Here is a 14,737-nt window from a genome sequence, read left to right as displayed (position 1 = left end):
TCCGTGTTCTGACAGTGTGGTCTAGAACGAAATGTGGTCTAGAAGGTGGTGGCGACGACGTCGGCAAGGACAGGTGCTTCGTCGCGATCGGCTGTACTCACGCCGACGAGGTAGCGGTCGTTCTCGTGCCAGATCCGGCACACCAGAATGTCACCGGGATAGACCACTCCGGCGAATCGCCCACCGATGCTGCGGAGCGAGTCGGCGTCACCGCCGAGGACGGTATCGGTGACCGCTTTGGCCACCATCGAATACGTGCACAGGCCATGCAGAATTGGCTTCGGAAACCCTGCAGCACGGGCGAATTCGGGATCGGAATGCAGCGGGTTGCGATCTCCGCACATTCGATACATCAACGCTTGCTGGGGCAGAGTCTCGATTCGTGTTTCGGCGTCGGCCGGACGTTCGGGCAGTGTGATCTGGTTCTTGGGTCCGCGCTCGCCGCCGAATCCGCCTTCGCCCTTGGCGAAGATCGACGACCTCGTCCGCCAGAGTTGTGTTCCATCCGGTGCACTCGTCACCGCCTCCTGCACGATCACGGCCGCGGTGCCCTTGTCCCATATCTCGGTGATGCGGGTGAGCGTCTCGGCCTCTCCCGACGCCGGGATCGGCGCAGTCACCTCGATCTCCTGGCTTCCATGCACGACCTTGGCGAGGTCGATGTCGATACCCGGGAATCTCACGCGGGGAGCCTCGGTTGCGCGAAACGTCGCCGCGACCACTCCGAACGTCGGAAGTACCTGAGGCTTCGCATCGTCGAGGTAGCGAAGTTCGTGGATGTCGAGTGGATTGGAACCGGCGCCGAGAGCGAGGTGATACGTCTGAACGTCGCCCGCAGTCCAGGTGAATCGTTGTGCGGGCATCTCGGCTCCGAGCGCGAGCCGGGGATCGATGCTCACCTCGAAGACCTGCCGATGATGTCCAGCACGGCGAGATAACCGAACGTCATCGCGGGCCCGATGGTGGCGCCAGGTCCGGCGTAGGTGTGACCCATCACCGGTGCGCTCGCATTGCCGACGGCGTACAGACCGTCGACGACCGATCCGTCCTCCCGCAGGACCCTGCCGTCGGCGTCGGTGAGCAGACCTCCCTTGGTTCCGAGGTCGCCCGGCACCATTTTCACCGCATAGAACGGAGGTTTGTCGAGAATGCCGAGACTCGGATTCGGCTTGTTCGTCGGGTCACCGTAGTACTTGTCGTAGCCACTGTTGCCGCGGCCGTAATCCTCGTCGACGCCGGTGCGTGCGAAACCGTTGAAGCGCTGCACCGTTGCGGTGAGCTGTGCGGGCGGAATACCTGTCCGTTCGGCCAGTTCGGCAATCGTGTCCGCCTTGGTCACCACCCCTGCCTTCAGCCATCTCGATGGGAAGGGCTTCTTCGGTTGTAGTCCGGCGAAGATGTATCGATCGCGATAGCGCTGATCGATGATCATCCAGGTCGGGATGTTCTCGCCCGGGCCGTCACCCACGCCGTACTCGCCGCCGTACATCTTGTGCACAGCCTCCACGTACGGTGCAGCTTCGTTCAGAAATCTCATCCCCGATGCGTTCACCATGATGCCGCCGGGCAGAGTGCGTTCGGCGATGCAGAACCACGGACCTCCGGTGAGCGGAATCGACGGTCCCCACCACGCGTCGTCCATCAGATCGACCGCCGCGCCCAACTCCTGACCTGCGCGAATACCGTCACCGGTGTTCGCTTTTGCACCGACGGTCCACTCGGTGCCGATCGGCGCGCGCTGGTAGTGCGCGCGCATCTCCGCGTTGTGCTCGAAGCCACCGGACGCGATGATCACGCCGGACTTCGCGTGGAAGACGGTGCCGTCGGACGTCTTCACTCCGGTCACGCGGCCGTCGACGACGACGAGATCTGCCATCGCCGTGTCGAGTAGCACCGGCACCCCTGCGTCCAGGAGTCCAGCCCGAAGCGCTGCCGCCAGGGCCTGACCTCGGCCGAGCAGGTGCTTACGGGTGACTTTCGCTGCCATCCATCGCATCCCGACTCTGAGCACTCGAGCAATACCGCTCGGATGACGCCTCAGGAGGTTGATCGTTTTGTAGTCCGCCTGAGTCAGCACGACGTTCAGGGGGGCCTTGCCGTAGTCCGGCTCGAGATTGTGCACTTCGACTCCCAGGCACGACGCGTCGAACGGCGTCGGTTCGACGGACCGGCCACCGACGCGTCCACCAGGTGCCTCCGGGTAGTAGTCCGAGTAGCCCGGCACCCATTGCATTTTCAGTGGGGAGTGCGCCAGCACGAAGCTCAGCATCTCCGGCCCACGTTCGAGGTAGGTGTCGATGCGTTCCTTGGACACGACGTCGCCGATGATCGCGTGGAGATAGTCGCGCGCGGCCTCGGGAGTGTCGTCGACGCCATCCGCTTGCAAGGCCTCGTTGTTCGGGATCCACACTCCGCCGCCCGATCGGGCAGTCGAACCGCCGAAGTGTGAGGCCTTCTCGAGGACCACGACGCTGGATCCTCGGTGCGCCGCGGTGAGTGCTGCCGTCATCCCACCGGCACCGCTTCCGATGACGACGATGTCGTATTCCTGCTTGCTCATACTAGAACACGTTATAGAATGAGGATGCTGCTAGTCCATGCTTTCTGGCAGCGAAGATCAGTCAATTGCACTTCTGCAACCGAAACACGTTCCACTGAGTAGTTCGGAGGTTCGCCGCGTGAAATGGGATCTACACTCCGACGTCGTTGTGGTCGGGTTCGGCGCGGCCGGAGCCGCAGCGTCCATCGAGGCCGCATCGAGGGGCGCGGAGGTGATTGCACTCGACCGATACGCAGGCGGGGGAGCCAGCGCGATCTCCGGCGGGGTCGTCTACGCAGGCGGCGGTACGTCGGTGCAGACGGCCGCAGGCGTTCGCGACAGCGTCGAGCAGATGTATGCCTACCTGGCCGCGGAAGTGGGCGACGCCGTCGCTCCGGCCACACTGCGCGAGTTCTGCGAGGGCAGTCCACAGATGATCGAGTGGCTCCAACATCACGATGTTCCGTTCGAGCCGTCGCTGTGTCCGTACAAGACTTCGTATCCCAGCAACAAGCACTACCTCTATTACTCGGGTAGTGAGGCCGCAGGAGACTTTCGGGACGTAGCGACGCCCGCACCTCGTGGTCACCGGGCGAAGGGCAAGGGCACGTCGGGAAAGATGCTGTTCTCGCCCCTCGCGTCGTCCGCAGTGAAATCGGGTGTGCGCGTCGTGGGTCAGACGCGTGCGGTTGCCCTCGTCGTCACCGACGGTCGTGTGGTGGGAGTCGAATGCCGATCTCTGATCGACGCGCCCCCGCGAATCCGGCTGTTGCACAGAATGCTCGGCTCGCTCTCGGCCAAACCTGGGGTCTACGCACCCCAGTTCAGGTATCTGCTCGAACGCCGACTCGCACGAATCGAGAAGAAATACTCGACGGTGCTGCGAATTCAGGCGCGGCGCGGCGTCGTCCTCAGCGCAGGGGGATTCGTCGCGGACCGAGCGATGATGGCGGCTCACGCGCCGAAGTACACAGGCGGGATCGCACTCGGGACCGCAGGCGACGACGGTAGCGGTATTGCGTTGGCCACCGAAATCGGCGCGGCCACCGACAAACTCGGCAACATCTCGGCATGGCGATTCATCGTCCCGCCGGTTCCGTTCCTCGGTTCGCTACTGGTCGATCGCGAGGGAGAGCGGATGGTCGACGAGTCGCGATACGGCGCCGCGGTCGGTCACGCGATTGTGGAGCAGGGCGGCGGGCGCGGATGGTTGGTAGCCGACGCCGACCTGGTTCGAGACGCACGTGAGCAGCTTCCGTCGCAGTCGATGTGGTTCCAGCGTGTTCAGAACGCGGGAATGATGCGCACCGCGAAGAAGGGAGACACCGTCGAAGCTGCGGCGCGTGCGGCTGGAATCGATCCGGCCGGGCTACTGGCCACCGTCGAGAAGCACAACGCAGCCATCGCTGCGGGTGCACGTGACCCGTTCGGGAAACACGACGACTTTCGTAGACCCATCGTCTCGGCGCCGTTCACCCTGTTCGACGTCGGAATACCGCCGGCAGGCGCGGTCGCGAAAATGATGAATCCGTGCCCGATGATCACCCTCGGCGGACTCGTCGTCGACGAGAGCACCGGAGGAGTGAAAGACGTATCGGGAACGGTGATTCCGGGCCTGTTCGCCGCTGGGCGGACGGCGGTCGGTCTGTGCTCGAACTCGTACGTCAGCGGCCTGTCGCTTGCGGATTGCATCTTCTCCGGGCGTCGCGCAGGCGTGCACGCGGCGTCAGAGGAACGTCATCCGCACAACTAGTCGGGGACCGACAGGAATCCTTCCATCACCGCGTGATCGATGGATTCCTGCATCCGCGGACACGAATCCTGAGTGGCCGAGTTACCTGCCTCGCGGAAGAGCGGGCAGGTCTCGGACGGCCTCGTTGTCCACTGCACCGACGTTTGCTTGACACTGTTCTTGCGCACCAGAACGCCTGTTCCGCAGGCACGGCACTCGACAGGAGCAAGCTGGGAGTCGAGGTAATTTTCCTTGTCCCTGACTGTCTGTGCGTGTATCTCCTCAACCCGCGCGGGGTCGTTCGCGAAATTCGGCGCCTTGGCCCAGTGCAGGCTCATGCGTCGGCTTTCTCGGCCTCTTTTTCGGCGGCCTGTTTGGCGAGGTTCTCGTCGACCTCGTGTTGCCAGGCCTCGTTCGCCTTGGTGGTGTCGACCTCGAATTCGAATCGGTCGGTCATCTTCTCGTCGACGTCGGCGACGTCGACGTAGAACTGGTCGTACCAGCGCCGCAGTTGATAGACCGGCCCGTCCTCCTCGCAGAGCAGCGGGTTGTCGATCTTGGTCTTGTTCTTCCAGATCTCCACGTCCTGCAGAAATCCGACACTGATGCCCTCGGTGAACTTCTCGGCGAGCTTGGTCGCGGTCTTGTCGTCGATGCCTTTGGGCTTCTTGACCGTGATGCCCCACTGAAGGACGAACGAGTTCTGATCGATCGGGTAATGGCAGTTGATGAGAACGCTTTCGACCTCGTATCCGCCGTAGATGTTGATCAGCGGGTTGATCATGTACGAAGGACCGAAGTACGACGCCTCCGACCGGAGCAGGGTGTCACCGCCGTATTGCGATGCCATCCCGATGTCGGGACGTCCCTTGGTGTTCAGAAATTGCGACGCGATGTGGCCCTCGAAGACGTTCTTGAAGTACGTCGGGAACGCGTAGTGAATGTAGAAGAAGTGCGCCATGTCCACGACGTTGTCGATGATCTCGCGGCAGTTGGCGCCCTCGATGACCATCGAATTCCAGGTCCAGTCGGTCCAATCGTCGCTGTAGGCGCCTTCGATGCGCGGAATCGTCACGTCCTCGGGTGGCGGGTTGCCCTCGGCGTCGTTCCACACGAACAACTGCCCGTTCTGCTCGAGCGTCGTCCACGTTCGGGTCCGGGCCAGCGGCGGCACGCGCCTCGCGTAGGGAATCTCGGTGCATTTGCCGCTCGCGCCCCATCGCCAGTCGTGGAAGGGGCAGGCGATCTCGTCGCCCTTGACGGTTCCCTGGGTGAGATCGCCGCCCATATGCCGGCAGTAGCCGTCGAGGACGACGATCTTGCCCGACGTATCAGCGAACACGACGAGTTTGGTTCCGAACGCCTGTACCGCGTGTGGAGCTCCGTCGGTGAACGTCTTCGTGAGCCCGAGGCAGTGCCAACCACGCGCATACCGCGTCGGGGTCTCGCCGACGTCTATCTCACGGATCTTCGCCATGGGTGCCCCTTCAGTCCGATCTTGCGTACTAGAACACGTTATAGAATTTGGCCTGAACGCGCTAGTGAAAGCTGTGGAACAAGTTCTCGACAGTCACGGTAACGTGTTCTAGTCTTGGCTTCAGTACCCATCGATGGCAGGAGTAGGCAAAAGTGACTCACGAGGTGATGGAGAGGCTCGACGCCGTGCTGCCCACGCTGCGCGAACGCGCCCAGGAAACCGAAGATCTGCGACGCCTTCCCGACGAGACGGTGAAATCGCTGCAGGAAACGGGGTTCTTCAGGCTGTTGCAGCCCGCGCAATGGGGCGGCTACGAGGAAGACCCGGTGTTGTTCTATTCGGCGGTCAAGAAGATCGCGAGTGCCTGCGGATCGACGGGGTGGGTCAGTTCGATCATCGGAGTGCACAACTGGCACCTCGCGCTGTTCCCGCAGCAGGCGCAGGAGGACGTGTGGGGCCAGGACACCGACGTCCGGATCTCCTCGTCGTACGCTCCGATGGGAGCCGGAACCGTCGTCGACGGCGGCTACCGACTCTCGGGTGCATGGCAGTGGTCCTCGGGGTGTGATCACGCGTCCTGGGCGATGCTCGGCGGCCCGGTCATCAAGGATGGGCGTCCGGTGGACTTCGTGACTTTTCTCGTCCCGCGTGAGGACTACCGCATCGACGACGTCTGGAACGTGGTCGGCCTCCGCGGAACCGGCAGCAACACCGTCGTGGTGGAGGACAAGTTCATTCCCACACACCACGTGCTGAGCTTCAAGAAGATGAACGACCACACTGCCGAAGGGCTGCAGGTCAATACCGCACCCGTCTACAAAATGCCCTGGGGCACAATTCATCCGACCACGATCTCGGCGCCGATCGTGGGGATGGCAGAGGGCGCGTACGCAGCTCATGTCGAACACCAGGGAAAGCGCGTGCGCAAGGCGTTCGTCGGCGAGACCGGCAAGGACGATCCGTTCGCGAAAGTACGTATCGCCGAGGCGAGCAGCGACATCGATGCGGCGTGGCGTCAGCTCTCGGGAAACGTCGCCGACGAGTATGCCGTGCTGAAGGCCGGTGAGGAAGTTCCTATCGAACTCAGACTGCGTGCGCGACGAGATCAAGTCCGTGCGACGGGTAGGGCGGTTGCGTCCATCGACCTGCTCTTCGAGAGCGCGGGCGCGTCGGCACTCGAGAACGGTGCTCCACTGCAACGGTTCTGGCGTGATGCGCACGCCGGACGAGTGCACGCAGCCAACGATCCGGAGCGCGCGTATCAGATGTTCGGTGGAGGCGAGTTCGGTCTCCCGTTGAAGGACACGATGGTATGACCGCCGTTGCAGAGTTGACGTACGAGTCGACGTCGAAGTTCGCCCGAGTTCGCGAAGATCTGACACTGCACTATCACGAAGCGGGAGTCGGCAACGACACCACGATCGTTCTGCTCCATGGCGGAGGTCCAGGGGCGTCCGGTTGGTCCAACTTCGCCGCGAACATCCCGGTTCTCGCCGAGAAGTTTCACGTGTTGTGCGTCGACCAACCAGGATTCGGTAGATCGGACAAGCCGACCGAGCATCCGCAATACTTCGTGCACAGCAGCTCGGCGCTGAACGATCTTCTCGACCACCTCGGCATCGATCGTGTTCACCTGCTGGGTAATTCGCTCGGCGGAGGCACCGCGGTCAGGTTCGCACTGGACTATCCGAAGCGTGCAGGCAGATTGGTGCTCATGGGTCCCGGAGGGTTGAGCATCAATCTGTTCGCACCGGACCCCACCGAGGGAGTCAAGAACCTCGGTAGCTTCTCCGCGCCTCCTGGGCCGTCGAAGGAGAAGCTGAAGGCGTTCCTCGAGGTGATGGTCTACGACCAGTCCTTGATCACACCGGAACTGTTGGATCAGCGTTACGAGCAGGCGTCGACGCCGGAGTCTCTCGCCGCGATGAAGGCAATGGGAAAGTCCTTCGGCGGAGCGGATTACGAGAAGGGAATGCTGTGGCGCGAGGCGTACAAGCTTCGCCAGCGCGTGCTGCTCATCTGGGGCCGCGAGGATCGCGTCAACCCGATCGACGGTGCTCTCGTGGCGTTGAAAACCATCCCCCGAGCCCAGCTTCATGTTTTCGGTCGGTGCGGACATTGGGCACAGGTCGAGATGGCCGACGAATTCAACCGCCTTACAACGGCATTCTTGACCGAGGGGAACTGAACCAATGGGAATTCGTTCGCTCGCGTACATGCGCATCGAGGCAACCGACATGGATGCCTGGCGCACGTACGGCCTGAAGATTCTCGGGATGGTCGAGGGCAAAGGCGTCGTACCCGGTGCCCTGTACCTGAGGATGGACGACTTCCCGGCCCGCCTCGTCATCGTCCCGGGGGACAAGGATCGTCTGCTGGTATCCGGTTGGGAAACCGCAAATGCCGCGGAACTACAGTCGATTCGATCGGCGTTGGACGCAGCGGGGGTTCCGTACAAGGAAGGGACCGCAGAGCAGCTTCAGGACCGCCGCGTCGACGAGCTGATCGTCTTCGAGGATCCGTCGGGCAACACCCTCGAAGCGTTCCACGGTGCCGCACTGGAACACCGACGCATCGTCAGTCCCTACGGCCACAAGTTCGTGACCGGCGAGCAGGGCCTCGGACACGTGGTGCTTTCCACCGACGACGACGATGTTTCGCTGCGTTTCTACCGCGACGTTCTCGGTTTCCGTCTGCGTGATTCGATGCGACTTCCCCCTCAGATGATGGGCCGACCCGCCGACGGGCCGCCGGCCTGGCTGCGCTTCTTCGGGTGCAATCCGCGGCATCACAGCCTGGCGTTCCTCCCGATGCCGACGCCCAGCGGAATCGTGCACCTGATGATCGAGGTCGAGAACTCCGACGACGTCGGACTGGCATTGGACCGCGCGTTGCGCAAGAAAGTACCGATGTCGGCAACGCTCGGCCGCCACGTCAACGATCTGATGCTGTCCTTCTACATGAAGACTCCCGGTGGATTCGACATCGAATTCGGCTGCGAAGGAAGGCAAGTCGAGGACGAGGACTGGGTCGCACGCGAGAGCACGGCAGTGAGTCTGTGGGGCCACGACTTTTCGGTGGGAATGAAATAATGAGTTCTCAGTTCAGAGCTGTGATGGGGCAGTTCTGTACCGGGATCACGATCATCACCACGGTCCACGACGGTGCGCCCATCGGGTTCGCTTGCCAATCGTTCGCTGCGCTCTCGCTCGACCCTCCGCTCGTGCTGTTCTGCCCGACGAAGGGTTCACGGTCCTGGGCGGCGATCGAAGCGTCGGGCAGATTCGCAGTCAACGTGCTCGGTGAGGATCAGCAGGACACGTGCGCCCGATTCGGCTCCCGTGAGCCGGACAAGTTCGCCGGAGTGGACTGGACTGCATCGGAATTGGGTTCGCCGATTCTCGCGGGCGCGCTCGCGCACATCGACTGCACCGTCGAAACCGTCCACGACGGCGGAGACCACTTCGTCGTCATTGGGCGCGTGCAGACGCTCGGTGACATCGGCGGTGAACGCCCGCTGCTCTTCTACCGCGGTCAGTACACCGGCATCGAGCCGGACAAGACCGTGCCCGCACCGTGGCGCGACGATCTGGAAGCCTTCCTCACCACGGCGGCGTCGGATACGTGGTTGTAGTGCGCCCGTGCGTGCGTAGTTACCGCCCGCCGTCATTACGCACTCACCACCCCCTGACCTGCTCGTGAGTGCGTAGTTACCGCCCGCCGTAACTACGCGCGCACGGGCGGCGAAGCCGCGTAACCTGACCGGAATGATCACTTTCCGGCGCGTTGTCGAGGCGGACTTTCGGTTGATCGCGGAATGGCTGTCGCATCCGCACGTGGCGCGGTGGTGGCATCAGGAGTTCAGCGCCGAGGCGGTTGCACGCGACTTCGGTCCCGTCGCGCGGGGTGAGGAACCCGCCGAGGACCTGTTGGCGTTCGAGGACGAGGTGCCGTTCGCGCTCGTGCAGCGATGCAGGTGGGCCGACTACCCGGACGACCTCGCGGCGATCGCCGAGTACATCGACATGCCCGACGAGGCCACCACGATCGACTACCTCATAGGTGAAGTATCCGAAATCCACCGAGGCCGCGGGCCGCGCTTGATCGAGGCACTGGCCGTGGACACGTGGCGCGCGTATCCGTCGTCGAACGCGATTGTCGTCCCGGTTGTGGCAGGCAACCGGCAGTCGTGGCGGGCGTTGGAGAAGGCGGGTTTCCGACGCGTCGGCGAGGCGCAACTGGAAGCAGACAACCCGATCGACCCGCCGTTGCACTATGTCCAGAGGCTCGACCGTCCTAGTTCATGAGATGACGTCGGCGTCGCCGAATTCCATTCTCAGCGAGGGCATATGGGTCGTCATCAGTGCATGTCGGGGAAGGTCGAGTTTGCGCAACTCGTCGGCAATCGGGTGGTCTCCGAGCGTCAGCTGCGCCCCACCAGGCCTCGCTCGGGCGGTCCCCGGGTTCATGGTCCAACTGGTTTTGCGAGTCACGCCGTCGAGGCAGGAGTACGCGTCGAGCGGCCGCGAGAACAACCGTCCGGGTGCGGGGAGGCCGGAACGAAGTTCGAGCCGCAGGACCTCGGTGCCGGCTTGGCTCAGCCGGCCGCCGAACGTCGAACCGTAGGAGACATCGAAGTCGGCCAGCTCTTTGGGAAATCCCCAGATTTGTCTGCCCGCGGCCAGCGTGAACTCCCCGTCCACCGGCAGTCGATGGATCAGCACACCACCCACGATCGGGAACACGACACCGAACTCGTTGTACGGACCGAGATCTCCGTCTTCGTACCGCACGAAGATCAGGGCGCACAATCCCCGTCCCGGTCGCCATTTCTGGATACGCAGACCCGAGTAGTCGATCGAAAGTTGCGCCCGTTCGGCATCGACGGAGAACATGCCCATTGCAGCCTGCGCGCTTCGAACCTGCACGGGTGTCTCGATGCGCGTGCCGAGCACGTTGTGCGCAGTCATGACACAACGCCTCGGAGCCCGTCGGCTCCGTATACCTGCTCGAGCATCGAAGTGTAATCGGGTCCGCGTCTGAGGCTTTGGCCTCCGTCGACGTTGATCACCTGGCCGGTGATCCAGGTGGACGTCGGGCCGAGGAGGAACAGAGCGAGTGCGGCGATGTCGTCCACCTCCCCGACGCGACCCAGCGGCGTACATTCGAGATAATCGTCGAGGATCGGCCCGCCGTCGGTGATCAGCGCGACGAGCTCGGTCCGTGTGAGCCCCGGACGAATACCGTTGACACGCACGTTGCTTGCGCCCAGTTCGTCGGCTGCGAGCTGAACGAGATGATCGACGCCGGACTTGGACACGCCATAGGCGCCGAACCAACGGTGGGTATTGCTGCTCGCGATGGACGAGATCGCCACGAACGAACCACCGCCTCCGCGCACGAGTTCGCGAGCAGAATGCTTGAGCGTCAACATCGTTCCGGTGACATTGAGCTCGACGGTTCGACGCCATGCTGCCACGTCGATCTGCGTCACCGGTGCGATCGTCTCGTTGCCGCCCGCGCATGCGACGACACCGTCCAATCTGCCGGTGGCCTCGACTGCGAACGCAACGGCATCGACGACCGCGTCCTCACTCGTGACGTCGGCTGCGAATGTTCGCAGATCCTTGGCTTCGGCGGCCCGTGCGAGCGTGCTCTCGGTTCTCCCGACGATGGTGACTGTCGCGCCCGCGTCCGCGAGGGCCGTGGCGATGCCGAGGCCGATCCCGCTGCCACCGCCGGTTACCAGGATGGACTTTCCCTCGAATTCGGTCATTGCTGCCTCTCTGGCGGGGTCTCCGTTCCATAATAAGAACACGTTCTAGTTTTGGGAGGGTTTTCTGGTGACCACGCGTGTGGAAGTAGACCTCACCGACGGGCGTTTCTATGCAGGCGCTTTCGGGGACCCTCGGCACGCATACCAGTGGATGCGCGAGCACCAACCCGTCTACCGGCCCGATGGATCCGGATTGGCGGCGGTGGCGTCGTACTCGGGCGTTCTTGCAGCCGAACGTGACCCTGAACTGTTCTCCAATGCCGGAGGGATCCGACCGGAAATCGGCCCGTTGCCGCAGATGATCGATATGGACGATCCGCAGCACGTGCGTCGGCGCACGCTCGTCAACGCAGGATTCACCAGGCGGAAAGTCGAGGCGAAGATCGACCGCATCGGCCAGGTGTGCGACGAGCTGATCGACGCGGTGATCGACAAGGGCGAGTGCGATTTCGTCCGAGATCTTGCGGCTCCGCTGCCGATGGCAGTGATCGGAGACATGCTCGGCGTTCGCCCACACGAGCGTGAGACGTTCCTGCGCTGGTCCGATGATCTGGTGCGCGCGCTCGGAAGCCACGCGAGCGAAGTCGAGGTTCAGGCGATGATGACGGCATACGTCGAATTCACCGAGTTCACTCTTCGGATCATCGCCGAACGCCGTGAACACCCGGCCGACGATCTGATCAGCGTGCTGGTCCACGCCGAAGTCGACGGCCATCGCCTCACTGATCAGGACATCGTCAACGAGACACTCCTCATCCTCATCGGCGGCGACGAAACAACGAGACACGTCCTCAGCGGTGGGATGGAACAGCTTCTCCGTCACCCCGATCAACGAGATCGCCTGGCGACCGATCTCTCCGGGGTGCCTCGCGCGGTCGAGGAGATGCTGCGATGGTCGTCGCCGGTGAAGAACATGTGCCGAACCGTCACGCGAGATACGACGTTCCTCGGCACGCAGCTGCACGAGGGCGAGAAAGTCCTGTTGCTGTTCGAATCCGCAAACTTCGACGAGACGGCCTTCGAGCGACCCGAGGTCTTCGATGCTGCCCGTAGCCCGAATGCGCACCTGGCGTTCGGATTCGGATCTCATTTCTGCCTCGGCAACCAGTTGGCCCGAATCGAGGGACGGTTGATGTTCGAGCGAGTGCTGACCCGCCTACCGGGCATGGAGCTCGCAACCGACGAGCAACTACCGAGAAGAGCAGCCAACTTCGTGTCCGGACTCGAATCGATGCCCGTCCGGCTCGTCGGCTGAGGAAGCCACTGGGAGCAGAGCGAAAACGAACCTACGCGCTGCCTGCCGGTGACAGCGGGAGCACAATCAGCGCATGGAGATCGCTGTCTTGTTGGTGGTGCTCGCGATCGGCGTCCTTGCCGGTGCTGCACTCGCCGAACGCCTGGATGTACCGCCCCCGCTGCTCTTGATCGTCGTCGGTGCGGCCGTGTCGTACATCCCCGGGGTCCCGGAGGTCCACCTGGAACCGGAGGTGGTGCTGCTCGGGTTGCTGCCACCGTTGTTGTACGCGACGGCTATTCATTCCTCGCTGGTGGATTTCAATGCCAATCGCCGATCGATCCTGCTGCTGTCGGTCGTGCTCGTCATCGCGACGACGTTCGGGATCGGCGCCATCGTTCACTCGATCCTGCCCGGTATCTCCTGGCCGGCCGCGCTTGCGATCGGGGCAGTCGTCGCACCACCCGACGCCGTGGCAGCGACGGCGATCGGTCGACGAATCGGACTCCCACGACGTGTCGTCACAATCCTGGAGGGCGAGTCGCTGCTGAACGACGCGACGGCCCTCGTCGCGCTCAGTACCGCGATCTTCGCGCTCGGGCATTCGGTTCAGGCGTGGCGGGTAGGGCTCGATTTTTTCGTCGCCGCAGGTGGCGGAATCGCCGTCGGACTCGTGACGTTCGTTGTCGTCGCCAAGCTCCGCAAGCGACTCACCAATCCGGTGCTCGACACCGCGATCTCCTTCATCGTCCCGTTCGCCGCGTACCTCGTTGCCGAGGAGATACACGCGTCGGGCGTGCTCGCGGTGGTCATAGCCGGTCTGCTTCTCGGGCACAAGGCACCGATCCTGCAGTCGGCGCAGTCGCGGATAGCCGAACGAATCAACTGGCGCACCATCGCGTACATCCTCGAGAATGCCGTCTTCCTCCTGATCGGGTTGCAGGCGTCCTGGCTTCTACGCGACGTAGGCACCAGCTCGTTGTCGGCCACGACGATCATCGGTGTCTGCGTCGCCACGCTCCTCGGAGTCATCGGCATTCGGATGGTGTGGGTGTTCATCGCTCGTTTCGCGCTGATCCGCCCGGTTGCCGACGCGTCGACGGGTGTCGTCCCGTCGTGGCGGTACACCTTTCTCATCGGGTGGGCGGGGATGCGCGGAGTCGTGACCCTCGCTGCCGCATTCATCATTCCGATCGGTACCGAGTACCGAGAGATTCTGCTGCTGATCGCGTTCACCGTCGTCGCCGGCACCCTCTTCGTCCAGGGGCTGACCCTCCCGCTCGTGGCGAAGCGACTCAAAGTGCCGTCTCCGGACCCGATGGACGACGCGCTGGCACGGGCCACTCTGCTCCAGCAGGCGTCGAAAGCCGGTTACAAGGCGCTCGACGAACTCGACTACGAGGATCCTCATGGAGTCGATATGCTGGTCCGTCAACGGGTCGACCAGCGGAACTTCTCCGCATGGGAACGCTTGGGTACCACCGCGGATCAGGAAACTCCGAGCGAGCTGTACGCGCGTGTGCGCCTGACGATGATCAACGCCGAACGAGCCCGCATTCTCGAGATCCGGAGTTCGGGCACAGTGCCCTCGGAGGTCGTGGGTGAGGTCTTGGCGATGCTCGACGTCGAGGAATCGATGATCGACGTCGCGAGCGAGGCACGCCGGGACATCCGGACGTCGAACGAACTCCGCTCGCATCAGGGGCTGGGTTGCGAGGAACTCGATCACTTTCCTGCTGCCGAGATCGTGTCCGACGGCACCTGCCGCGAATGCATCAGGGACGGGACGGAATGGGTTGCCCTGCGGCAGTGTCTGCAGTGCGGTCATGTTGCCTGTTGCGACTCGTCGCCCAAGCAGCACGCGACTGTTCACTTCCACGAGACCGCACACCCGGTCATGGAGTCCGCCGAGCCGGGAGAGAACTGGCGGTGGTGCTACATCCACCACCTCACTGCCTGAAACGTGTCGGACCCTCGTG

General features: G+C 63.1%; 14 protein-coding genes. 8 read left to right on the top strand and 6 right to left on the bottom strand.

Annotated elements, in window-relative coordinates; translation table 11 throughout:
• Window positions 1-38: 38 nt before the first annotated feature.
• Together D8W71_RS26940 and kstD are read right to left on the bottom strand one after the other, a co-directional pair.
• Window positions 39-899: a MaoC/PaaZ C-terminal domain-containing protein gene (locus tag D8W71_RS26940; RefSeq protein WP_121118228.1), complete on the bottom strand. Its 861-nt coding sequence runs from the start codon at window positions 897-899 to the stop codon at window positions 39-41.
• Window positions 896-2,560 (bottom strand): 3-oxosteroid 1-dehydrogenase, encoded by a 1,665-nt coding sequence (gene kstD / locus D8W71_RS26935; RefSeq protein WP_121118226.1) that lies wholly within the window; start codon window positions 2,558-2,560, stop codon window positions 896-898. Before kstD ends, D8W71_RS26940 begins: the two co-directional genes overlap by 4 nt.
• Window positions 2,561-2,597: 37 nt before the next feature.
• Here kstD and D8W71_RS26930 point away from each other — a divergent pair, with 37 nt between their 5' ends.
• On the top strand, window positions 2,598-4,292 hold the full coding sequence (locus D8W71_RS26930) for an FAD-binding protein (RefSeq protein ID WP_121118224.1): 1,695 nt from the start codon (window positions 2,598-2,600) through the stop codon (window positions 4,290-4,292).
• Here the strand turns inward: D8W71_RS26930 and D8W71_RS26925 are convergent.
• Window positions 4,289-4,609, bottom strand: coding sequence for a hypothetical protein (locus D8W71_RS26925; protein ID WP_121118222.1), 321 nt, complete (start codon window positions 4,607-4,609; stop codon window positions 4,289-4,291). The two genes, D8W71_RS26930 and D8W71_RS26925, sit on opposite strands and share 4 nt — an antisense overlap.
• Window positions 4,606-5,748 carry a Rieske 2Fe-2S domain-containing protein gene (locus D8W71_RS26920; protein WP_121118220.1) on the bottom strand — a complete coding sequence of 381 codons (1,143 nt, stop codon included), beginning with the start codon at window positions 5,746-5,748 and terminating at the stop codon, window positions 4,606-4,608. The genes D8W71_RS26925 and D8W71_RS26920 overlap by 4 nt, the downstream gene beginning before the upstream one ends.
• 167 nt (window positions 5,749-5,915) lie before the next feature.
• Here D8W71_RS26920 and hsaA point away from each other — a divergent pair, with 167 nt between their 5' ends.
• The 5 genes from hsaA to D8W71_RS26895 all read left to right on the top strand — a co-directional run bounded on the left by hsaA (window position 5,916) and on the right by D8W71_RS26895 (window position 10,055).
• The gene (hsaA, locus tag D8W71_RS26915) at window positions 5,916-7,064 is read left to right on the top strand and encodes a 3-hydroxy-9,10-secoandrosta-1,3,5(10)-triene-9,17-dione monooxygenase oxygenase subunit (RefSeq protein ID WP_121119976.1); all 1,149 of its coding nucleotides are present in this window, start codon (window positions 5,916-5,918) and stop codon (window positions 7,062-7,064) included.
• Window positions 7,061-7,936, top strand: coding sequence for a 4,5:9,10-diseco-3-hydroxy-5,9,17-trioxoandrosta-1(10),2-diene-4-oate hydrolase (gene hsaD / locus D8W71_RS26910; RefSeq protein ID WP_121118219.1), 876 nt, complete (start codon window positions 7,061-7,063; stop codon window positions 7,934-7,936). The genes hsaA and hsaD overlap by 4 nt, the downstream gene beginning before the upstream one ends.
• A 4-nt stretch (window positions 7,937-7,940) precedes the next feature.
• Window positions 7,941-8,840, top strand: a complete 900-nt coding sequence (hsaC, locus tag D8W71_RS26905) for an iron-dependent extradiol dioxygenase HsaC (RefSeq protein ID WP_121118217.1) — start codon at window positions 7,941-7,943, stop codon at window positions 8,838-8,840.
• Window positions 8,840-9,382, top strand: coding sequence for a 3-hydroxy-9,10-secoandrosta-1,3,5(10)-triene-9,17-dione monooxygenase reductase subunit (hsaB, locus tag D8W71_RS26900; RefSeq protein WP_121118215.1), 543 nt, complete (start codon window positions 8,840-8,842; stop codon window positions 9,380-9,382). The genes hsaC and hsaB overlap by 1 nt, the downstream gene beginning before the upstream one ends.
• A gap of 133 nt (window positions 9,383-9,515) precedes the next feature.
• A complete protein-coding gene (locus D8W71_RS26895; protein WP_121118213.1) occupies window positions 9,516-10,055 on the top strand; it encodes a GNAT family N-acetyltransferase in 540 nt (179 codons plus the stop codon).
• On the opposite strand, the gene D8W71_RS26890 is transcribed toward D8W71_RS26895, so the two are convergent.
• Complete coding sequence (locus D8W71_RS26890) at window positions 10,050-10,718, bottom strand: acetoacetate decarboxylase family protein (RefSeq protein WP_121118211.1); 669 nt, start codon at window positions 10,716-10,718, stop codon at window positions 10,050-10,052. The two genes, D8W71_RS26895 and D8W71_RS26890, sit on opposite strands and share 6 nt — an antisense overlap.
• The gene (locus tag D8W71_RS26885; RefSeq protein ID WP_121118209.1) at window positions 10,715-11,524 is read right to left on the bottom strand and encodes an SDR family oxidoreductase; all 810 of its coding nucleotides are present in this window, start codon (window positions 11,522-11,524) and stop codon (window positions 10,715-10,717) included. Before D8W71_RS26885 ends, D8W71_RS26890 begins: the two co-directional genes overlap by 4 nt.
• 64 nt (window positions 11,525-11,588) lie before the next feature.
• Between D8W71_RS26885 and D8W71_RS26880 the strand changes: the two genes are divergently transcribed.
• A complete protein-coding gene (locus tag D8W71_RS26880) occupies window positions 11,589-12,779 on the top strand; it encodes a cytochrome P450 (protein WP_442972068.1) in 1,191 nt (396 codons plus the stop codon).
• Between the two features lie 73 nt (window positions 12,780-12,852).
• A complete protein-coding gene (locus D8W71_RS26875) occupies window positions 12,853-14,718 on the top strand; it encodes a Na+/H+ antiporter (protein WP_121118205.1) in 1,866 nt (621 codons plus the stop codon).
• Window positions 14,719-14,737 lie beyond the last annotated feature (19 nt).

Source organism: Rhodococcus sp. P1Y, assembly GCF_003641205.1.
Lineage (GTDB): Bacteria > Actinomycetota > Actinomycetes > Mycobacteriales > Mycobacteriaceae > Rhodococcoides.
This window is presented reverse-complemented; position numbering and strand designations above follow the sequence as displayed.